Genomic DNA, 18862 nt, shown 5'->3' on the forward strand with positions numbered 1-18862 from the left:
AACAATGCCACTATGAACGGCGCGACCACACTCCCCCGGCGGGCATCGGCATGGCGGAGGCATCTGCCGCTATTCCTCCGCAACGGGCGACTGGCCGCGCTGGTGGAGGGGGTGACTCTTGCCCTCTTCCTGGGGATGGCGGGGCTGACCTACTATCTTCTGTCAGGCGGCGGTCAATCCTACGCCCTGCTTACGCCACCGATCGTCGCCCTGCTGCTGGTTGCGAATCTGGTGCCGGCGATCGCCTTGCTGGTGCTGCTGGGGCGACGCGTGGCGAAACGGCGCGCGGCGCAATCGGCGATCGGCAGCGATGGCCAGTTGCACGTGCGGCTGGTCGCGATCTTCTCCATCGTCGCCAGCGTACCGATGCTGCTGGTGGTGATCTTCGCATCGCTGCTGTTCCAATATGGCGTGCAATTCTGGTTTTCCGACAGCGCGCGCGGGATGCTGCAAAATGCGGGCGACCTGGCGCGCGGCTATTATCAGGCCAATTTGCGAGAGGTCGGTGACGAAACCGTGACGATGGCCGGCGACCTGCGCGATTATTTGAACCAGTCGAAGGTCAACAGCCCGCGCTTTGCCGAAGGCTTTATCTATCAGGTCGTCACGCGCAAGCTCAACCGGTCGGCCATCATAGAGGTCGGGAAAGACGGCATCGCCCGCACCGCCGCGACGGTGGACCCGGAAAACCGGCCGGCTGGGGCCATGTTGACGCCGGAGGTCATCAGGCGCCTGGCATCGGGTGAAAATGTCGTGGTGCAGGCAAGCCCGAACCAGATCGAAGCGGTGACGCTGCTCTACCCCGAGTCGAAAATCTATCTGTTCGCGACCCGTAATGCGGAAAGCTGGTCCTTCAGCAACGTCGCGCGCGCGCAGAAGGTGATTGCCGACTATGACCAGTTCGCCACCCAGTCCCGCGCGCTGCAACTGCGCTTTAACATTGCGCTGTTCGTGGGGTCGCTGCTGCTGGTCGGCATCGCCGTCTACATCGCGCTGGCCGTCGCCGACTGGATGGTCCGGCCGGTGAACCAATTGGTGACCGCGGCGCGCAGGATCACCGCCGGCGATCTGTCCGCGCGCGTGACCGGGCCGATGGCGCGCGACGAGATCGGCACGCTGGCCGCTGCCTTCAACCGTATGACCCAACGGCTGGAGGCGCAGACGGGCGCGCTGGTTGCGGCGAACAGCCAACTCGACGAACGGCGCGCCTTTATCGAGGCGATCCTGTCGGGCGTCAGCGCGGGCGTGCTGTCGGTGGATTTCCATGGCGTGGTGCAGTTGCTCAACAGTTCGGCCGCGGCGATTCTGGTGGACGAAGGCGACGATCTGGTCGGCCGCACCCTGGCCGAAGTGTCGCCGGAGCTGGTCGAGTTCATCGCCTCCGACGAGAGCGCGGGTATCGTCCAGGTGCGTGCGCATGGCGACCTGCGCACCCTGGCGGTCAAGCGGTCGCAGGACGCATCGCGCCATATCCTGACGTTCGACGATATCACCCAGCAGCTGTCCGACCAGCGCCGCGCGGCCTGGTCCGACGTGGCGCGACGCATCGCGCATGAGATCAAGAATCCGCTGACCCCGATCCAGCTCGCCGCCGAACGGCTGCAACGCCGCTATGCCGACGAGATCACCAGCGACAAGCCGACCTTCACCCGCCTGACCGGCACGATCGTCCGGCAGGTGGGCGACCTGCGCCGGATCGTCGACGAATTTTCCTCCTTCGCGCGGATGCCCAAGCCGGTGTTCCGGCGCGAGGCGGTGGGCGATATCGCCCGCCATGCCCTGTTTCTGCACGAAGTGGCGCATCCCGATATTCGCTTCGAATATGCCGGGGCCGACGATCTGGAGATGGTGTGCGACCGGCGTCAGTTGGGGCAGGCGCTGACGAACATCGTGAAGAATGCGGTTGAAGCTATTGAACCCAAAGCAGTTTCGGATGAGGGTGGCCCGCGTGGCCATGTCCGTATGACATTGGTGCGGGAGGGGGACGATATTCTCATCACCGTGCGCGACGACGGTATCGGCCTGCCGCCCGAACGCGAGCGGATATTGGAACCTTATATGACGACGCGGACCAAGGGGACGGGTCTGGGCCTGGCCATCGTCAAGAAGATTGTCGAGGAGCATTTGGGGGAGATCCGCTTCGACGATGCACAAGGGGGCGGGGCGTGCGTAACGCTGCGCTTCGCCGCGGGGGCGCTGGAAAAACTGGAAGAAGGGCAGGTTATCGCCCTGCCAAAAGGAAAAGTGACGGCCAATGGCGCTTGATATTCTGATAGTCGACGATGAAGAGGATATTCGCGATCTGGTCGCGGGTGTGCTGGAAGATGAAGGTTTCACCACCCGTACCGCCGCCAATAGCGACAGCGCCATCGATGCGCTCGATGCCCGTCGTCCCTCGCTCGTCCTGCTCGACGTCTGGTTGCAGGGATCGCGCATGGACGGGCTGGAATTGCTCGAGGAGATCAAGCGCCGGGATCCCACCGTGCCGGTGCTGATGATTTCGGGCCATGGCAATATCGACACGGCCGTCGCGGCGATCCGCAAGGGCGCGGCCGACTTTATCGAAAAGCCCTTCGAGGCCGACCGGCTGCTGCACCTGGTGTCGCGCGCGACAGAGACGGAGCGTCTGCGCCGGGAGAATCAGGTTCTGCGCGCCCGGTTCGGTCAGGATGATGAACTGACCGGTACCTCGGCGTCGATCAACGGCGTGCGGGCCACCATCAAGAAGGTCGCCGGCACTGGCAGTCGCGTCCTCATTTCCGGCCCTGCCGGCGTCGGCAAGGAAGTCGCTGCGCGGATGCTGCATAGCTGGAGCGGCCGCGCCGATTCGCCCTTCATCATCGTTGCTGCGGCCCGGATGGACCCCGACCGTGTCGAGGAGGAACTGTTCGGCGTCGAAGATGCTAGCGGCCTCGTCCGTCCCGGCTTCCTGGAACAGTCGCATGGCGGCACGCTCTATCTGGACGAGATCGCCGACATGCCGATCACGACGCAGGGCAAGATATTGCGCGTCCTGACAGACCAGAGCTTCACCCGCGTCGGCGGACAGCGCAATGTCAAGGTGGACGTCCGCGTTATCTCCTCCACCGCGCTGGATCTGGCGGGCGAGATCGAGGAGCGGCGCTTCCGCGAGGATCTCTTCTATCGCCTCAATGTCGTGCCGCTGGCGATCCCGCCCCTGTCCGAACGGCGCGACGACATCCCGCCGCTGGTCGAACATTATCTGGCCCGTTTCGCCGCCGAACGCCGCGTGCCGCCGCCGGAAATAGCCAGCGACGCCATGGCCGCGCTGCAGGCCAATGAATGGCCGGGCAATGTCCGGCAGTTGCGCAACGTCATCGAACGCACGATGATCCTGGCACCGGGCGACCGGATCGGACGAATCGAACTCGACATGCTGCCGCCCGAACTGACCAGCGGCGGCGGCGGGGAGGGGATGGGCCAGTCCGCCATCATGGGCGCCCCGCTGCGCGAAGCGCGCGAGAGCTTTGAACGGGAATATCTGCGCATCCAGATTCGGCGTTTCTCCGGCAACATCTCCCGCACCGCGACCTTCATCGGCATGGAGCGGTCCGCGCTGCACCGCAAACTCAAGCTGCTGGGCATCACTGAAGGCAAGGACTAGACCATGTTTGGCCAATCGGTTGCCGAACTTTGGCCAAAGCGCATCTGCGCCATGGACGCTCCTTCGCAATTGCGATAGGATTGCACCGCTCCCGACAAGCGGGGGCGGGCAAGACACCCTGCTTAGGGTGCGAGAGCGGGCAACGTCCCGCCAAGAATAAAGGACTGGCGACGACCATGGCCGACAAAGTGAACAACCTTCAGGATATTTTCCTCAACAGCCTGCGCAAGACCAAGACCCCGGTGACCATGTTCCTGGTCAAGGGCGTCAAGTTGCAAGGCATCATCACCTGGTTCGACAATTTCTCCGTGCTGCTGCGCCGCGACGGCCAGTCGCAACTGGTCTACAAACATGCGATATCGACCGTCATGCCGGCCCAGTCGATGGACCTGACCGATCTGCGCAAGGCCAGCGATGGCAACGGCAAGGGCAAGCTGCTGCAGGAAATCTTCCTGTCGGCGGTCCGCAAGTCGGGCAGCCCGGTGACGATGTTCCTGGTCAACGGCGTCATGCTCCAGGGTGAGATCGCGGCCTTCGACCTCTTTTGCATGCTGCTCGAACGCGACGGCATGGTGCAGCTCGTCTACAAACACGCCATCTCGACCGTCCAGCCGCTTCATGCGCTCGACCTGAGCGGCGAAAACGAACAGGACGATTGATCGTCCCAGCAGCGTCCGGTCCGCGCTCAGGTGGACCGGGCCGCTGCAAGATGCTCTAAACATCCATGGCCATATTCAATCGCGACTCCGATGACGAAGTGGCGCGCGGCGCGCGCGCCGTCGTCGTTCATGCCGAAACCCACAATGGAGACCGCCGCGACAGCGACGCCCGGCTGGAGGAAGCGCGTGGCCTTGCGCTGGCGATCGGTATCGACGTGCGCGCCGCCCAGGCGTTCCGGGTGCGCGACCGCAAGCCCGCGACCCTGTTCGGCAGCGGGCAGGTGGACCAGATCGCCACGCTGGCGCGGCAGGAAGAGGCTGAACTCATCATCGTCGACAACAGCCTGTCGCCGGTGCAGCAGAGCAATCTGGAAAAATCCTGCGAGGCCAAGGTCATCGACCGCACGGGCCTGATCCTCGAAATCTTCGGCGAGCGGGCCGCCACCAATGAAGGGCGGCTACAGGTCGAACTCGCCCATCTCGACTATCAGGCGGGCCGTCTCGTCCGCAGCTGGACCCATCTTGAACGACAGCGCGGCGGTTTCGGCTTTCTGGGCGGTCCGGGCGAGACCCAGATCGAGGCGGACCGGCGCATGATCCGCGATCGCATGGCCAAGATCCGCAAGGAACTGGACCAGGTCACCCGCACCCGCGGCCTGCACCGCGCACGGCGCCAGCGTGCGCCCTGGCCGGTGATCGCGCTGGTCGGCTATACAAATGCCGGAAAGTCCACGCTTTTCAACCGGATGACCGGGGCTGACGTCATGGCGGAAGACCTGTTGTTCGCCACACTGGACCCGACCATGCGCCAGATTGCGTTGCCGGGCCTGGACAAGGCGATCCTGTCCGACACGGTTGGCTTCGTCTCCGATCTGCCGACGCAATTGATCGCCGCCTTCCGCGCGACGCTGGAGGAAGTGCTGTCGGCCGATCTCATCGTCCATGTGCGCGACATCGCCCATCCCGACAGCGACGCGCAGCGCGACGACGTGCTGGACGTGCTGGGCGAACTGGGCGTCGCCGGCGAAGCGGCGCTCGATCGTAGGGAAGGGGAGGCCGACGCGCCCCCGATCCTGGAAGCCTGGAACAAGCTCGACCTGTTGAGCGAAGACGACGCAGCCCTCGCGCGCGAGACGGCGTCCCGGCGCGACGATGTCGTCATCCTCTCGGCCCTGACCGGGGAGGGGGTGGACATGCTTCAGCGGACCATCAGCGACCGCATGACCCGCGGTGCGAAAGTTTACGGCCTGCGCATCCCGATATCGGACGGCGCCACGGTCGCCTGGCTCCACGAACATGGCGAAGTGCTTTCGACCCTGGTCGAAGGTGAGGAAAGCCGCATCGACGTCCGCCTCTCGGACGCCGCCTTCGCCCGCTATTCCAAGCGGAGCGAAGGCTAACCGAGCGGCTTCCTGGGTCAGGTCACTTCAGGTCAACGCCTTTTCGACCACGGCAATGGCCTGATCCAGCGGCTTGGCGCGATCACAATCGCTCCGGCATTTTTCCTGCTGGTAGCGCAGCTTCTGCAATATATCCTCGGCCGCATCCCTGTTGCCCAAGCGGATTTCCGCCAGCGCCAGTCCCGACATCGCGCCGGGATAGCCACTCCGGTTACTATAAAGGCTCTTTTCGAAATAGCGGCGCGCCGCGACGGCATCGCCCATGCCCAGCTTGGCGACTCCCTTGAGGAAGCGGACCTGCCTGTTGCTGGTCTGGCCGATCAGCCTGGCCAGCAGCGCGTCAGCTTCTGCATAATCGCCGTCTGCGATCAGCTTCTGCGCGCGGCCCACATCCGGGCTGCGCGATATAGAGGCGAAGCTGGCCGCGTTATAGCCGTTCACCGGCGCGGCCATGGGCGCGCCTTGGTTGAAATGGATACCCGACACGCCGGCCACATGCTGGGCATGGGCCGGCACCGCAAGCACGCAGCAAAGGGGGAGAAGGACAGTCAGGCGCATCGCATATTCCTCCGTCGTGAGAGGCAAAAAGCTATGGCGATCGCGCACTCTTGTCAAATATCAGTTGCAGTTACGAACCTTGTCTGTTGGATGTCTGCTTCGTGACAACATATGCTGGTTATGCCGATTTTTCCTGTTGCTTTGCTCGTTGCCAAAGCGCTTCCTTTGCGTCGAGCGTCAGTCCGGCAAAGGTCTCGCCGGCCATATCCTCCATTGATCGGAACCGGCGATCGAATTTCCCATTCGCCTTGCGCAGAGCGGTTTCGGGATCGACCTTCAGATGTCGTGCGAGATTGACCACGGCGAATAGGAGGTCGCCGACTTCCTCTTCACGCTCCTCCTGCGTGGCCGCTTCGCGCACTTCATCCAGTTCCTCGACGATCTTGTCGATCACGTCGACCGTATCAGGCCAATCGAACCCGGTGCGGGCGGCGCGCTTCTGCAATTTTCCGGCGCGGAGCAGTGCGGGCAGGGCGCTCGCCACGCCAGCCAGCGCGCTGGGGTCGGGATCTTTTTCTGCGCGTTCGGCCGCCTTGATCGTCTCCCACTGGGCGTGGCCATCCTCCCGGCGGGCGCCGTCGCCGAAGACATGCGGATGCCGGCGGATCATCTTCTGCGTAATGGCGTCGATCACATCCTGCATCGCAAAATGGCCGGCCTGTTCCGCCATGCGGCTGTGGAAGGCGACCTGGAGCAGCAGATCGCCCAGTTCGTCGCGCAGCGCATCCATGTCCGCACGTTCGATCGCATCAGCCACTTCATAGGCTTCCTCGATCGTATAGGGCGCGATCGACGCGAAATCCTGCTCGATGTCCCAGGGGCAACCCGTATCGGGATCGCGCAACCGCGCCATGACTTCGGCGAGCGGCATGATGTCGGCGGGGCTGGCTTTGTTCATATAGGACCTGATCGCTATGGAATGCTGATCGTGCGATAGGGCGCACCCACGCCGCTGACCAGCATCAAAATAAGTTCGATAATATATCTTATGTTAAATTTGTCCTATGTCGCGGTCGCGTACAACTGTCCAGCTCGCTGTCGCAGCGCCTTCAATCCTCGCGAATCTGGCTGTGTTTGGCCGTGTCCCGCATCTTCACATATACGCTCAGCGATATGGCGATCATCACCGTGACATAGATGTAGAAAGCCTGCTCCATGCCGGCCTGCTTGAACCATAAGGCGACGAATTCCGCCGTCCCGCCGAACAAGGTATTGGCCAGCGCATAAGGCAGCGCCACGCCCAGCGCGCGGATGTGCGCCGGAAACAGCTCCGCCTTCACCACCGCATTGATCGACGTATAGCCGGTCACGATGACCAGGCCCGCCATCACCAGCAGCCCGGCGACAAGCGGGTCTTTCGTCACCGCCAGCGTCGCGAAGATCGGATAGGTGCACAGCATGCCCATGACGCCGAAGCCGATCATCAGCGGCTTGCGGCCGATCCGGTCGGACAAGGCGCCCGCAACAGGCTGCAACAGCATGAACGCGAACAGCGTCGCCGCGTTGATCTGCGACGCGACTTGACGGCTGAGGCCGCTGGTGTTGACCAGGAATTTCTGCATGTAGATACTGTAGGCGTAGAAAGCGATCGTTCCGCCCGCCGTCAGCAGCATCACCGTCAGCGTCTCGCGCGGATGGTTGGTGATGAGTTCGACGAAGCCCGATCTGGGGGCGCCCGCCGCCTTGGCCACGGCAAAGCTCTGCGTCTCGGCCAGCCCGCGCCGCAGCCAGAACACGATGACCGCCAGCAGCCCGCCGATGAAGAAGGGTATGCGCCATCCCCAGGCGTCGAGTTGCGCTTCGGTCAGCGTCGCCTGCAGCAGCAACAGCACGCAGATCGCGACCAACTGCCCCGCGATCAGCGTCACATATTGGAAGCTGGAAAAGAAGCCGCGCCGGTTCTTCCCTGCCATTTCCGACAGATAGGTCGCGCTCGCGCCATATTCGCCGCCGATCGACAATCCCTGCATCAGCCGCGCCAGCACCAGCATCAGCGGCGCGGCGACTCCGATCGTTTCATAACCCGGCGTCACCGCGATCAGCAGCGATCCCGCGCACATCAACGCCACCGACAGGGTCAGGCCGCTCTTGCGCCCATGACGATCGGCATAGACGCCCATCAGCCAGGCGCCGATCGGCCGCATCAGGAAGCCGACCGCAAAGATGCCCGCCGCGCTCAGCAATTGCGCGGTGCGATCCTCGCTGGGGAAGAAATGCGGCGCGAAATAGAGAGTGAAGGCGGCATAGGCATACCAGTCATACCATTCCACCAGATTGCCGGTAGATCCGCCGATGATGGCCTTGAGCCGCTGCCCCTGCGTGGGCGCGCTCGTCTCGATCGAAGCGGTCTCTGCGCTCATGGCGTCAGAACCATGGCGCCGTCCTGCACGCCCCAGCTTTTCAGGCGTGACAGCATGTTCATGCCGATGACATTGACCTCCCCGAAGGCGGGCGACACGACTACGGGCAGGTCGCTCGCCGAAATGGGACCGATGGCGAGGGTAGCGATGCTCGACCGCTTCGCCGTCACCTTGCCATTGGCGGTGGTCATGATGACGCCCGGTTCGCCGACATCATAGTTGAGGCCGGCGGCGCGGGCCGTATTTTCGGACAGGGCGGTGACGGTCGCGCCGCTGTCGATCAGAAAACGCGCGGACGTGCCGTTGATCGTGGCCTCGACCCAATAATGACCGTCCGGCGCGACCGGGATGCGCAGCGCCTGTCCCTCGGTCCGGGCCTTGGGCAGTGCAGCCGGCGCTTCGTCGGGGGCGGCCATATCCCCTTCCTCCGCCCAACGCCCGGTCAGATAGCCTTGCGTCTGGGCGAATTTGAACAGGCCCAGCAGGCCAGCGAAGATCGCGACCCACAGCAACGCCATGCGCAGCAGGCTCCCCCAGGCCATCTGCCGCCCGACCAGCGCGGACCCGACCAGCACGAGCGCCAGCACATACCAGATGGTCGAGGCCGCCTGATCCGTGCTGTCCATTCAGGCCCCCTGCTCTTTCGCGTCCAGCGCCACCACCATGCCGTCATAGCCCGGCTCCACGCCCTGGGGTAGCGTGCCGATCAATGTCGCATAATCCATGCTCTGGTCCATATGGGTCAGGATCGCCAGACTCGGCCGGGTGGCGCTGATACCGTCCAGCGCCAGCGCCAGATGCGGATGAGTCGGGTGCGGCTTGGCCCGCAGCGCATCGACCACCCAGACGTCGAGGCCGTCATAGAGCGCCAGCATGTCCGGCGTCAGCGCATGGAAATCCGTGGCATAGCCGACCGACCGGCCGCCATGGCTGAAACGGAAGCCGGTGGAATAGATGTCGCCATGGGGCTGGTCGACACAGGCGATGTCGATGTCGCCGATCCGCAGCCCGTCGGGCAGGACGTGCGGCTCTATGGTCGGGTGATAGCCGTTGCGCCCTTCGAACGCATAGGCGAACCGCTCCGACAGCAGCTTGAGCGTCTGCGGGCGCGCATAGCCCGGAACGGGCGTGCGGCGATGGTGGAAAAGCTGGCGCACGTCGTCGATACCATGGCTGTGATCGGCATGGTCGTGCGTCCACAGGATCGCATCGATCCGGATCACGTCGGCCGCCAGCAACTGAGCGCGCATATCGGGCGAGGTATCGACCAGGATGCGCGTTGTCGGGCTTTCCACCAGGATGGACACCCGCGTCCGCCGGTTTTTCGGTTCCGCGGGGTCGCAGTCGCCCCAGTCATTGCCGATCCGTGGCACGCCGGAGGATGTGCCGCTGCCCAGGATTGTGAGCTTCAGGCTCATGCGACCTTGCTGAACAAGGTGCGGAAATTGGCCGACGTCGCCGCCGCTAGTTCTTCCACGCTTTCGCCGCGTAGATCCGCCAAGAATCTGGCGGTGTCGGCGACATAGGCCGGCTCGCACGGGCGGCCGCGATGCGGCACCGGCGCCAGAAAGGGCGAGTCCGTTTCCACCAGCAGCCGGTCGATCGGCAGCCGCGCCGCCGTCTCCTGCAAATCCTTCGCGCTCTTGAACGTCACGATGCCCGAAATGCTGATATAGAAGCCCAATTCCATCGCCGCATCGGCAAAGGCGCCGCTGGCGGTGAAGCAATGGATGACACCGCTATAGGCCCCCTTCCCCATCTCCTCGCGCATGATGGCAAGGGTATCGTCCTCCGCGTCGCGGGTATGGACGATCAGAGGCAGGCCGGTGTCGCGCGCCGCGACGATGTGGGATCGAAAGCTCTTCTGCTGCCGCGCCCGATCGCTATGGTCGTAATAATAATCCAGCCCGGTTTCGCCGATGCCGACCACGCGCGGATGCGCCGCGCGTTCGACCAGCTTGGCGGTATCGATATGGGGATGCTCGTCCGCCTCATGCGGGTGAATGCCGACCGTTGCCCACACGTCCGGCTCTCGGATCGCCGTGCCCAACACATCGTCCCACTCGCTTTCGCGCGTCGCGATATTGAGCATGAGGTCGACGCCAGCGGCCCGCGATCGTTCCAGCACATTGGCCTGATCCTCGATCAAACCCTTGTAATTCAGGTGGCAATGGCTGTCGATCAGCATGGGTTCAGGCATCCTCTACCGGCAGTTCCAGGCGGGGGAACAGCGGTTTGGGCGGGCTGAGCGTGAAACCGGCGCTCCGCAGCCCGGCGTAGAAATCTCCACCGATGACGTCATAGCCGCGTCCGTTGCCGTCCAGCCCCATCTGGTCGAGCAAGGCGGCGGTGCTGGCCGGGATGACCGGCTGGATCATGATGGCCAGACTGGCGATCGCCTCGTAAAGTGTGGCGAGCACCGCCTCCATCCGCGCCGGATCGGTCTTGCGCAGCGCCCAGGGCGCCTGCGCGTCAATATAGGCGTTACAGGCGAACACGGCGCGCATCCACGCCTCGATCGCGACCGAAGGGGCCAGATCGACCATGGCGGTCTGGAAGGTCGCGGCGGCATCGGCCACCATCTTAAGCAGGTCGCTGTCGACATCCTGTGGCGCCGGCTCGGGCAGACGGCCCTCCAGATTCTTGGCGATGAAGCTCAAGGTCCGCTGCGCCAGGTTGCCGAAGCTGTTGGCCAGATCGCTGTTCGAACGCGCGACGATCGCCTCCGCGCTATAGCTGCCATCATTGCCGAAGGTGACTTCGGACAGCAGGAAATAGCGCAACTGATCCACGCCGAAGCGGTCGGCCAGTTCCATCGGATCGGCGACGTTGCCGACGGACTTCGACATCTTCTCGCCGCGGTTGAGCAGGAAGCCATGGCCAAAGACATGGCGGGGCAAAGGCAGCTTCGCGCTCATCAGGAAGGCTGGCCAGTAAACGGTATGAAAACGCACGATATCCTTGCCGATGATGTGCGTGATATCGCCGCCCTCGGCCCAGTAACGCGCCATCCGCTCAGCATCGTCGGGATAGCCGCAGCCGGTCAGATAATTGGTGAGCGCATCGACCCACACATACATGACATGACCGTCCGATCCGGGCACCTTGACGCCCCAGTCGAAGCTGGTGCGCGACACGCTGAGGTCGGACAGGCCGCCTTCGACGAAGCGCAGGATTTCGTTGCGGCGGCTATCGGGCTGGATGAAGTCGGGCTGGCTTTCATAGAGCGCCAGCAGCCGGTCCTGATAGGCCGACAGGCGGAAGAACCAGCTTTCCTCGACCGTCCATTCGACCGGCGTACCTTGCGGGGACAGCTTGACGCCCCCCTCCCCGTCGGTGATTTCCTTCTCGTCGTAAAAGGCTTCGTCGCGGACCGAATACCAGCCTTCATATCGGCCGAGATACAGGTCGCCATTGGCCTCCATCGCCTGCCAGATCGCCTGGCTGGCGCTGTGATGATCCGGCTCGCTGGTGCGGATGAAACGATCATGACTGATATTCAGTCTCTCATTCATCACCTTGAAATAGCCTGCCATTTCATCGGCCAGTTCGCGCGGCTCGATACCGCGGCCCCGCGCCGTCTGGGCCATTTTCAGCCCATGTTCGTCGGTGCCGGTCTGGAAGAAGACGTCGCGGCCCATCATCCGCTGGAACCGGGCGACCGCGTCGGTGGCGATCACTTCATAGGCATGGCCGATATGCGGACGGCCATTGGGATAGGAAATGGCGGTGGTGATGGTGAAGGGCTTGGACATGGCGCTTCCCTAGAGCGATTTCGGGTCGCCGCAAAGCCGCTTTTCAGCCCGGATGTGCGAGCGCCGCGACGTGGCCGGCAAGCTCGAACACGACGCCTGCCGGATCGAGCGACAGGATCACCGCGCCGCCCGCCAGATGCCGGGCCTTTTCCCAATGGTCCAGCGCCGTGCCCAACGCCTGCCCCTGCCGGGTCCGCGCCGCCTGGGCGATGAAGGCCGGCGCCCGTTCCAAAAAGGCTTCGTAGCGCGGCTTGGCCGATTTTAGCGCCAGCGCCTTGGCCAGCGCCAGCCGCTGGCGGTTGCCCGGATCGCCCTGCGTCGCCAGCGCGCTAAGCGCCTGCTCGATCTCCGATAGATTGAGGCCCGCATAGCGCAGCGCCTGCCCCGGCGATCCCTCGCCCGCGCGCACCAGCGCGTCCATTTCCTGGGGCGACAGCGTCTCGTCCGTCGCCTTCAGCACAGACCGCATCGCCGCCGCATCCAGCGGATCGAAGCGCAACGTCCGGCAGCGCGAGCGGATCGTCGGCAGCAAGCGTCCCGGCGCATGGCTGACCAACAGGAAGATCATGTCCGCCGGCGGCTCTTCCAGCGTCTTGAGCAGCGCATTGGCCGCGCCGCGTTCCAGATCGTCGGCGCTGTCGACCACCACCACGCGGCGCGGCGACAGCGACGGGGCCGACTGGGTCAGGCGTTGCAGTCCACGCACCTGATCGACGCTGATGTTGCGCGCGGTAACGCCATCCTTTTCCAGCGGCGCCAGTTCGGCATAATCGGGATGGGCCGACGCCTCGATCAGGCGACGGGTCTGGTGGTTTTCCGGCACGGACAACCCTTCGCCACCGATCGGCGGCCCGGCGGCGTCGGCCAGCAGTCGCATCGCCAGCGCGCGGGCGAAACTGCCCTTGCCGATGCCCCTGGGACCGGCAAGTATCCAGCCATGGTGCATGCGTCCGCTCTGCGCGGCGGCCATCAGCGTGCGGGCCTGTGCGTCATGGCCCAGAAGGATCGTCATGGCAGCAAGTCTTCGATCGCGTCGAGCAGTCGTACCGTCACGACCTCGGCCGGGCCGGACGCATCGATCGCACGGACGCGTTCGCCCTCATCGCGCGCGAAGCGGCTGAAGGCGTCGGCCACGGCGCGATGAAAGTCGCTCGCCCGCCCGCCGATCCGGTCTTCGGCATCGCCGTCACGCGCCTTGGCCCGCCCGGTCGCTTCCTCTTCGGCCAGCGTCAGCAGCAGGGTGCGGTCGGGCAGAAAGCCGTCGCTGCCGATCCGGTGCAGCGTCAATATGTCGGCGTCGGACAAAGCACCCTGCCCTTGATAGGCCCGGCTCGAATCGAGGAACCGGTCGGATAGCACCCACGCGCCCCGCACCAGCGCCGGACGGATCGTCTTTTCGATATGGTCCGCCCGCGCCGCCGCGAACAGCAGAGCTTCGGCGCGCGGGCTCCAGCGGTCGGCCCCGCCGGTCAGCAGCAGGGCGCGGATCGCCTCCGCTCCGTCGCTGCCGCCCGGCTCGCGCGTCTCGACCACCTCCACCCCGCGTGCGCGCAAAGCGGCGGCCAGCGCGCGCAACTGGGTCGATTTGCCCGCGCCCTCGCCGCCTTCCAGGCTAATGAACTTGCCTTGACTCAAGCGAAGAGCGACTTCATGCCATTCCACAACCGACCGAAAAAGCCCGCTTCGGCGACATCTTCACCCGCCACCAGCGGCATGATCTGCGGCGGCGTGTCCGGCGTCTGGACGATCAACTGGGCGATCTGCTGCCCCTTGGCGATCGGCGCCTTGATCGGGCCGGTATAGACCACCTTCACCTGCACGTTGGCCGACGCCGTACGCGGCAGGGTAACGGCCAGATTCTGCGGCGCGACCAGCGCCACGCTCGTGGCGCTGCCCAGTTGCACGGCCGCCGTTTCGACCGTCTGCCCCTTCTTGAACAAAGGCTGCGCTTTCCACGCCTTGAAGCCCCAGTCCATGAAGCGGACGGCTTCGGTGGCGCGGCCGTTGAAGCTGGTGGAACCTGCGGTGACGATGATCAGGCGACGACCATCCTGTTCGGCAGAACCCGTGAAACCATATCCGGCCTCCTCGGTATGCCCGGTTTTCAGTCCGTCGGCGCCGGGAATCTTGCCCAGGATCGGGTTGCGATTGGCCTGCGCGATATCCGACCCGCCCATGGTCTTGCCCCAGGTGAAGGCGCGGGTGGCATAGAAACGCTTGTAGAGGTCGGGCGTCTCGACGATCGTCGCCTCGGCCAGCTTGGCGAGGTCTTCGGCGGTGACATAGGTCACGCCTTCGTCCGGCCAGCCATTGCTGGTGCCGAAATGGCTGTTCTTCAGGCCAAGCCGCTTGGCTTCCTCGTTCATCGCCGCGACGAAGGCCTGCTCCGTCCCGGAAATGCCCTCCGCCAGCACGACGCAGGCGTCATTGCCCGACAGAGTAACGATACCATGCAGCAGATTTTCGACCGACACCTGTTCGCCGGCGGACAGGAACATGGTCGAACCCGCCTGCGGCCCATGCCATTGCTTCCAGGTTTCCGGGCGCACGGTGAATTTGGTGTCGAGTTTCAGTTCGCCCTTCTGAATCAGGCGAAAGGCGACATGCGCGGTCATCATCTTGGCCAGCGACGCCGGGGGCATGCGGGTCTCGCCCCCCTTGTCGTACAGCACCGCGCCCGACGACAGATCCTTCATATAGGCGATCGGCGCTTCGCTGGTATAGGGCGGCGCAGCCGCGATCAGTGGCTGGGCCAGCAGCCCGACGGCGAGGAGGACTGCAACGGATTTCTTCATCGGGGCACTGCCTTTGACTGGAATGGAATCGCTTGTCGCGCGCGATCTCTATCGCGCGTCATTAGCCATGATGCGGGCATTCTCAAAGCCCTTGGCTGCCGCCGTCCGTACGCCGGCCTGCGCGGCCTGCTGGGTGGCGTAAGGCCCAAGCCTTACGCGCCATATGCCGCCGCTGGCTTCGACGCGCGCACCCAGCTTCTGCGCGAGGGCGTTGGCGCGGGTCTGGGAGGAAAATGCGCCGACCTGCACGACATAGCCGCTGGTCTTCGGCGGAGCGGGCACGGGCGTGGGCGCTGGCGGCGTCTTGGCCGGCTGCGCGACGGGTTTGGGCGCAGGCATATCGAAATCCGCGCCCGGCCGGCTGGCGCCGACAGACTTGGCCTGCGCGATCACCGGCTTAGGCTTGGCCGCGACCGGCGTGCGGGTCGGCGGAGTCGCCGCGATCCGCAAGGGACCGAGCTTGCCGCGCAACACCTTGAGCAAGGCCGCCGGCGTTTCCAGCCGATCGGCCGCCTGGCCATGGCTGCGCAGCACCGCGCGTTCCTGATCGGGCGGATTGACCCGCCGCACCCGCACCGGTGCCATTCCGGTCACGCCCAGTTGCGCCGCAGCGCCCGGCGACAGTGCGATCAACTGGTCGCTCCGCATCGGTCCCCGGTCATTGACCCGGACCAGGATCGTCCGGCCGCTGTCCAGCGCCGTCACTTCGACATAGCTGGGCAAGGGCAAGGTCTTGTGCGCGGCGGTGATGGCGGTGGGCACGAAGGCTTCGCCCGTCGCGGTCGCGCCCCCCTGGCTGCCATCCTCGACAGTGCCGGCATAGCCGACCTCGTCATAGGAAACCGGATCGGCCGGTATATAGGTTACACCACCCACCATATAGGGCGGCCCCAACGGGACCAGCGTATCGCCGACCATCGGCCCCGATCCGATCGTACCGGCCCTTTGCGGCTGCGCGGCACCTGCCCCGCCACCGGCCAGCGCCAGCATCATGGCTGTGACGAACAGCCCCTTATTGTTTGACAGCATCCGCCAGCAATCCCACCGACAAGGCATAGAAATTGGAACAATTATAATCCAGGATCGCCCGATAATTGCTGGTCAGCAAATAGGCGGTCTTGCCCGGCCCATCGGGTTCCAGCAGCGTCGCCAGCATATTGTCCGCGGGCCAGACGCCGCTGGCCGGGAACAGCCCCAGCTTGCGCCATTCCGCCATGGTCAGCCAGCGGCTGTGCCGATTGAACACCCGCGGGCAACGCGCCGGCTCGGTCTTGGCGACCACGGCGGCGCGGTTGAAACTCGCCGGCACCGTGATCGCGATGCCCCAGGGCTGCCCCTTGCGCCATCCCGACTGGACGAAATAATTGGCGATGGAAGCCAGCGCATCGGCCTCGCTCGTCCAGATGTCAGCCTTCCCGTCGCCATCGCCATCCTTGGCGATGCGCAGATAGACGGACGGCAGGAATTGCGGATAGCCCGTCGCCCCCGCCCAACTGCCGACCAGCCGGCTGCGCGGCACGCCATTGTCCAGCATCTTGAGCGTGGCGAGCAGTTCCGGCTCGAACAAGGCCCGCCGCCGCCCTTCATGCGCCAGCGTCGCGAGCGACCGGATCAGGTCGAAATCGCCGGTATAGGAGCCATAATTGGTCTCATGGCCGTAGATGGCGACCATGATCTCCTCCGGCACACCCGTCTCCGCCTCGATCCGGGCGAGCCGCGACCGGTTGGCCTGATAGGCGGTTCGGCCCCGGCTGATCCGCGCGGCGTCGACATGCTGGCGGCGATAGGGCTCGAAATTGGGAATAGGGGAATAGGCGCCCCCGCCCGGTTGGCTCTGGTCGAGCTGCACGACGCGCGGATTGGGCGTCAGCGTCGGAAATACGCTGTCCAGCGTGGCGTCGCGAATGCCCATGGCCCGCGCTTTGGGCCGCAGGCTTTCCAGATAGGCGCGGAAATCCGCACCATCCTGCGCCTGCGCTGGCCCCACGGCGATGCTGCCAGCAACGACGGTGGCAAGGCCCAGCAACAAGGACAGGACGGATGAACGCAAAGAATCCCTCATGTTCCCGTTGTTGCACAGGCGGGGCGCGAGGTGAATCCCCTTAATGCCCGGTCGGGTCGCTTAAGACGACGAACGGAGAGGGCGACGATTTTTGCTTGGCATCGCCGCCCGGCGCGCTAGGAAGCGACCCAACGGAAGTGTGGCCGAGTGGTTTAAGGCAGCGGTCTTGAAAACCGCCGTGGGTGTAAGCTCACCGTGGGTTCGAATCCCACCGCTTCCGCCAAGGGCTTGTCGCATACCGATGCAACGGGGCGCGAAATCTTCTGAATGGCGCGGAAAACCGCGATTTAGGAGTCGCAAACTGTCGCAGCCGGTGGCATGGAAGCGCAGTCTTGGCGGGTGCACCGTTGGGGCAACAGCTTCTGATTTTGGGGTCACCGGTTGCTTACCGAAACTGCGTGCAAAAAGGCGACGGTCACCGGCGAGTCATATCGCCTGACGGACAGCCTTGGACTGTTCCTGCATGTGACGCCCGCCGGGCACAAGTCTTGGCGCATGGGATATTGGTTCGCCAAGGTGAAAAAGCGGCTCGTATTGGGCAGCTATCCGGCGATGACGCTCGCTCAAGCGAGGGAAGCCAGGGACGAGGCGCGCAAATTGGTAGCGGCCGGCACGGATCCAGCAGTGGCGAAGAAGCAGCGCGATGCGGCCCGACTGATCAACGCCCGGGCTACGTTCAAAATTGTCGCCGAAAACTGGCTGGCAGAACAGCGGCCGCGCTGGAATGGGAAGCACGCAAAGAACGTTCAGGAGGCGCTTCAGCGCGATATCTACCCGGCGATTGGATCGCTCCCGATTGCCGAGGTGACCAAGCCCATCGTCGTCCAGCTGCTAAAGAAGATCGAGGCGCGCGGCGCTATCGAGACCGCGAAGCGTCAACGTCAGCGGATCGAGGAAATCTTCGCTCACGCCGACGCGCTGGGTTACGAGGTCAAGAATCCTGCCGATGTGCGGAAGGCGCTCAGGCCTCTGACGCGCGGGCGATGGCCGGCGCTGACGGATTTGGCCGACTTACGTCAGATGCTGTTGGCAGTCGAAAATGTCCCGTCGCACCCTGTGACCAAGCTGGCTTCGCGTTTCATCGCGTTGACGGCCGTGCGGCCCGGCGTGGCGCAGACTGTGACCTGGGCGGAATTGCCAGACGACAACGCGGCGGAACCGATCTGGATCATCCCGGCCGAGAGGATGAAACTGTCCAAGGAGCGCAAGGAACAGGACGTCTACGACCATCATGTTCCCCTGGCGCGTCAGGCAATGGAGGTGTTGCAGACCCTGCGCGTTTTGACCGGGCACAGCACCTTCGCGTTCCCCAGCTCACTGACCATGCGGCGGCCGATCAGCGATTCGACCGTGTCGAAATTATATCGGGAAGCAGGCTACCAGGGGCGCCATGTGCCGCACGGTTGGCGGTCGAGCTTTTCGACTATCATGAACGAGTTGGCCAATGCGGCGGAGCGCCCCGGCGATCGCGTGGTGGTGGACTTAATGCTGGCCCATCAGCAACGAGGCGTCGAACCGATTTACAATCGCGCCATGTATATGCCGCGACGAAGGGAAATCGCGCAGTTGTGGGCCGACATGCTGCTGGACGGCCTGCCCACCCCGTCCACCTTGCTGACTTTACCCAGGCGCTGACGCGCCGGGCGGC

17 protein-coding genes and 1 tRNA gene are annotated in these 18862 nt (G+C 64.4%); 6 read left to right on the forward strand and 12 right to left on the reverse strand.

The genetic code is table 11. The features are described from left to right. Positions 1 to 12 precede the first annotated feature (12 nt). The 4 genes from SBA_RS11860 (at position 13) to hflX (ending at position 5684) form a co-directional block, all read left to right on the forward strand. Positions 13 to 2265 (forward strand): sensor histidine kinase, encoded by a 2253-nt coding sequence (locus tag SBA_RS11860; RefSeq protein ID WP_261934570.1) that lies wholly within the window; start codon positions 13 to 15, stop codon positions 2263 to 2265. Beyond that, positions 2255 to 3625 carry a nitrogen assimilation response regulator NtrX gene (gene ntrX / locus SBA_RS11865; RefSeq protein ID WP_224546168.1) on the forward strand — a complete coding sequence of 457 codons (1371 nt, stop codon included), beginning with the start codon at positions 2255 to 2257 and terminating at the stop codon, positions 3623 to 3625. The genes SBA_RS11860 and ntrX overlap by 11 nt, the downstream gene beginning before the upstream one ends. Positions 3626 to 3801: 176 nt before the next feature. After that, entirely contained in the window at positions 3802 to 4284 is a 483-nt protein-coding gene (gene hfq, locus SBA_RS11870) for an RNA chaperone Hfq (RefSeq protein WP_066602107.1), read from the forward strand. Positions 4285 to 4349: 65 nt separating this feature from the next. After that, positions 4350 to 5684: a GTPase HflX gene (gene hflX, locus SBA_RS11875; RefSeq protein ID WP_224546170.1), complete on the forward strand. Its 1335-nt coding sequence runs from the start codon at positions 4350 to 4352 to the stop codon at positions 5682 to 5684. Between the two features lie 27 nt (positions 5685 to 5711). Here the strand turns inward: hflX and SBA_RS11880 are convergent, their stop codons facing one another. The 12 genes from SBA_RS11880 to SBA_RS11935 all read right to left on the reverse strand — a co-directional run bounded on the left by SBA_RS11880 (position 5712) and on the right by SBA_RS11935 (position 17214). Continuing rightward, positions 5712 to 6242: a tetratricopeptide repeat protein gene (locus SBA_RS11880; RefSeq protein WP_224546172.1), complete on the reverse strand. Its 531-nt coding sequence runs from the start codon at positions 6240 to 6242 to the stop codon at positions 5712 to 5714. A gap of 118 nt (positions 6243 to 6360) precedes the next feature. Beyond that, positions 6361 to 7140, reverse strand: coding sequence for a nucleoside triphosphate pyrophosphohydrolase (gene mazG, locus SBA_RS11885; RefSeq protein ID WP_261934571.1), 780 nt, complete (start codon positions 7138 to 7140; stop codon positions 6361 to 6363). Positions 7141 to 7291: 151 nt separating this feature from the next. Next, on the reverse strand, positions 7292 to 8602 hold the full coding sequence (locus SBA_RS11890) for an MFS transporter (protein WP_261934572.1): 1311 nt from the start codon (positions 8600 to 8602) through the stop codon (positions 7292 to 7294). Beyond that, positions 8599 to 9228, reverse strand: a complete 630-nt coding sequence (locus tag SBA_RS11895; protein WP_261934573.1) for a retropepsin-like aspartic protease family protein — start codon at positions 9226 to 9228, stop codon at positions 8599 to 8601. Before SBA_RS11895 ends, SBA_RS11890 begins: the two co-directional genes overlap by 4 nt. Then, positions 9229 to 10020 carry an MBL fold metallo-hydrolase gene (locus SBA_RS11900; protein WP_261934574.1) on the reverse strand — a complete coding sequence of 264 codons (792 nt, stop codon included), beginning with the start codon at positions 10018 to 10020 and terminating at the stop codon, positions 9229 to 9231. It abuts the gene before it with no gap. Then, positions 10017 to 10790: a TatD family hydrolase gene (locus SBA_RS11905; protein ID WP_261934575.1), complete on the reverse strand. Its 774-nt coding sequence runs from the start codon at positions 10788 to 10790 to the stop codon at positions 10017 to 10019. The genes SBA_RS11900 and SBA_RS11905 overlap by 4 nt, the downstream gene beginning before the upstream one ends. A gap of 4 nt (positions 10791 to 10794) precedes the next feature. Then, complete coding sequence (gene metG / locus SBA_RS11910; RefSeq protein WP_261934576.1) at positions 10795 to 12357, reverse strand: methionine--tRNA ligase; 1563 nt, start codon at positions 12355 to 12357, stop codon at positions 10795 to 10797. A 43-nt stretch (positions 12358 to 12400) separates the two neighbouring features. Further along, positions 12401 to 13369 carry an AAA family ATPase gene (locus SBA_RS11915; protein ID WP_261934577.1) on the reverse strand — a complete coding sequence of 323 codons (969 nt, stop codon included), beginning with the start codon at positions 13367 to 13369 and terminating at the stop codon, positions 12401 to 12403. Then, a complete protein-coding gene (gene tmk, locus SBA_RS11920; RefSeq protein ID WP_261934578.1) occupies positions 13366 to 13992 on the reverse strand; it encodes a dTMP kinase in 627 nt (208 codons plus the stop codon). The genes SBA_RS11915 and tmk overlap by 4 nt, the downstream gene beginning before the upstream one ends. Further along, positions 13989 to 15152 (reverse strand): D-alanyl-D-alanine carboxypeptidase family protein, encoded by a 1164-nt coding sequence (locus SBA_RS11925; protein ID WP_261934579.1) that lies wholly within the window; start codon positions 15150 to 15152, stop codon positions 13989 to 13991. The genes tmk and SBA_RS11925 overlap by 4 nt, the downstream gene beginning before the upstream one ends. A 48-nt stretch (positions 15153 to 15200) precedes the next feature. Further along, on the reverse strand, positions 15201 to 16181 hold the full coding sequence (locus tag SBA_RS11930; protein WP_261934580.1) for an RlpA-like double-psi beta-barrel domain-containing protein: 981 nt from the start codon (positions 16179 to 16181) through the stop codon (positions 15201 to 15203). Further along, positions 16165 to 17214, reverse strand: a complete 1050-nt coding sequence (locus tag SBA_RS11935) for a lytic murein transglycosylase (protein WP_261934581.1) — start codon at positions 17212 to 17214, stop codon at positions 16165 to 16167. Before SBA_RS11935 ends, SBA_RS11930 begins: the two co-directional genes overlap by 17 nt. A 133-nt stretch (positions 17215 to 17347) precedes the next feature. Between SBA_RS11935 and SBA_RS11940 the strand changes: the two genes are divergently transcribed. Together SBA_RS11940 and SBA_RS11945 are read left to right on the forward strand one after the other, a co-directional pair. Further along, positions 17348 to 17437, forward strand: a tRNA-Ser gene (locus tag SBA_RS11940). A gap of 158 nt (positions 17438 to 17595) precedes the next feature. Then, positions 17596 to 18849, forward strand: a complete 1254-nt coding sequence (locus tag SBA_RS11945) for a tyrosine-type recombinase/integrase (protein ID WP_261934582.1) — start codon at positions 17596 to 17598, stop codon at positions 18847 to 18849. Positions 18850 to 18862: the final 13 nt, after the last annotated feature.

The organism is Sphingomonas bisphenolicum, from assembly GCF_024349785.1.
Taxonomy (GTDB): domain Bacteria; phylum Pseudomonadota; class Alphaproteobacteria; order Sphingomonadales; family Sphingomonadaceae; genus Sphingobium; species Sphingobium bisphenolicum.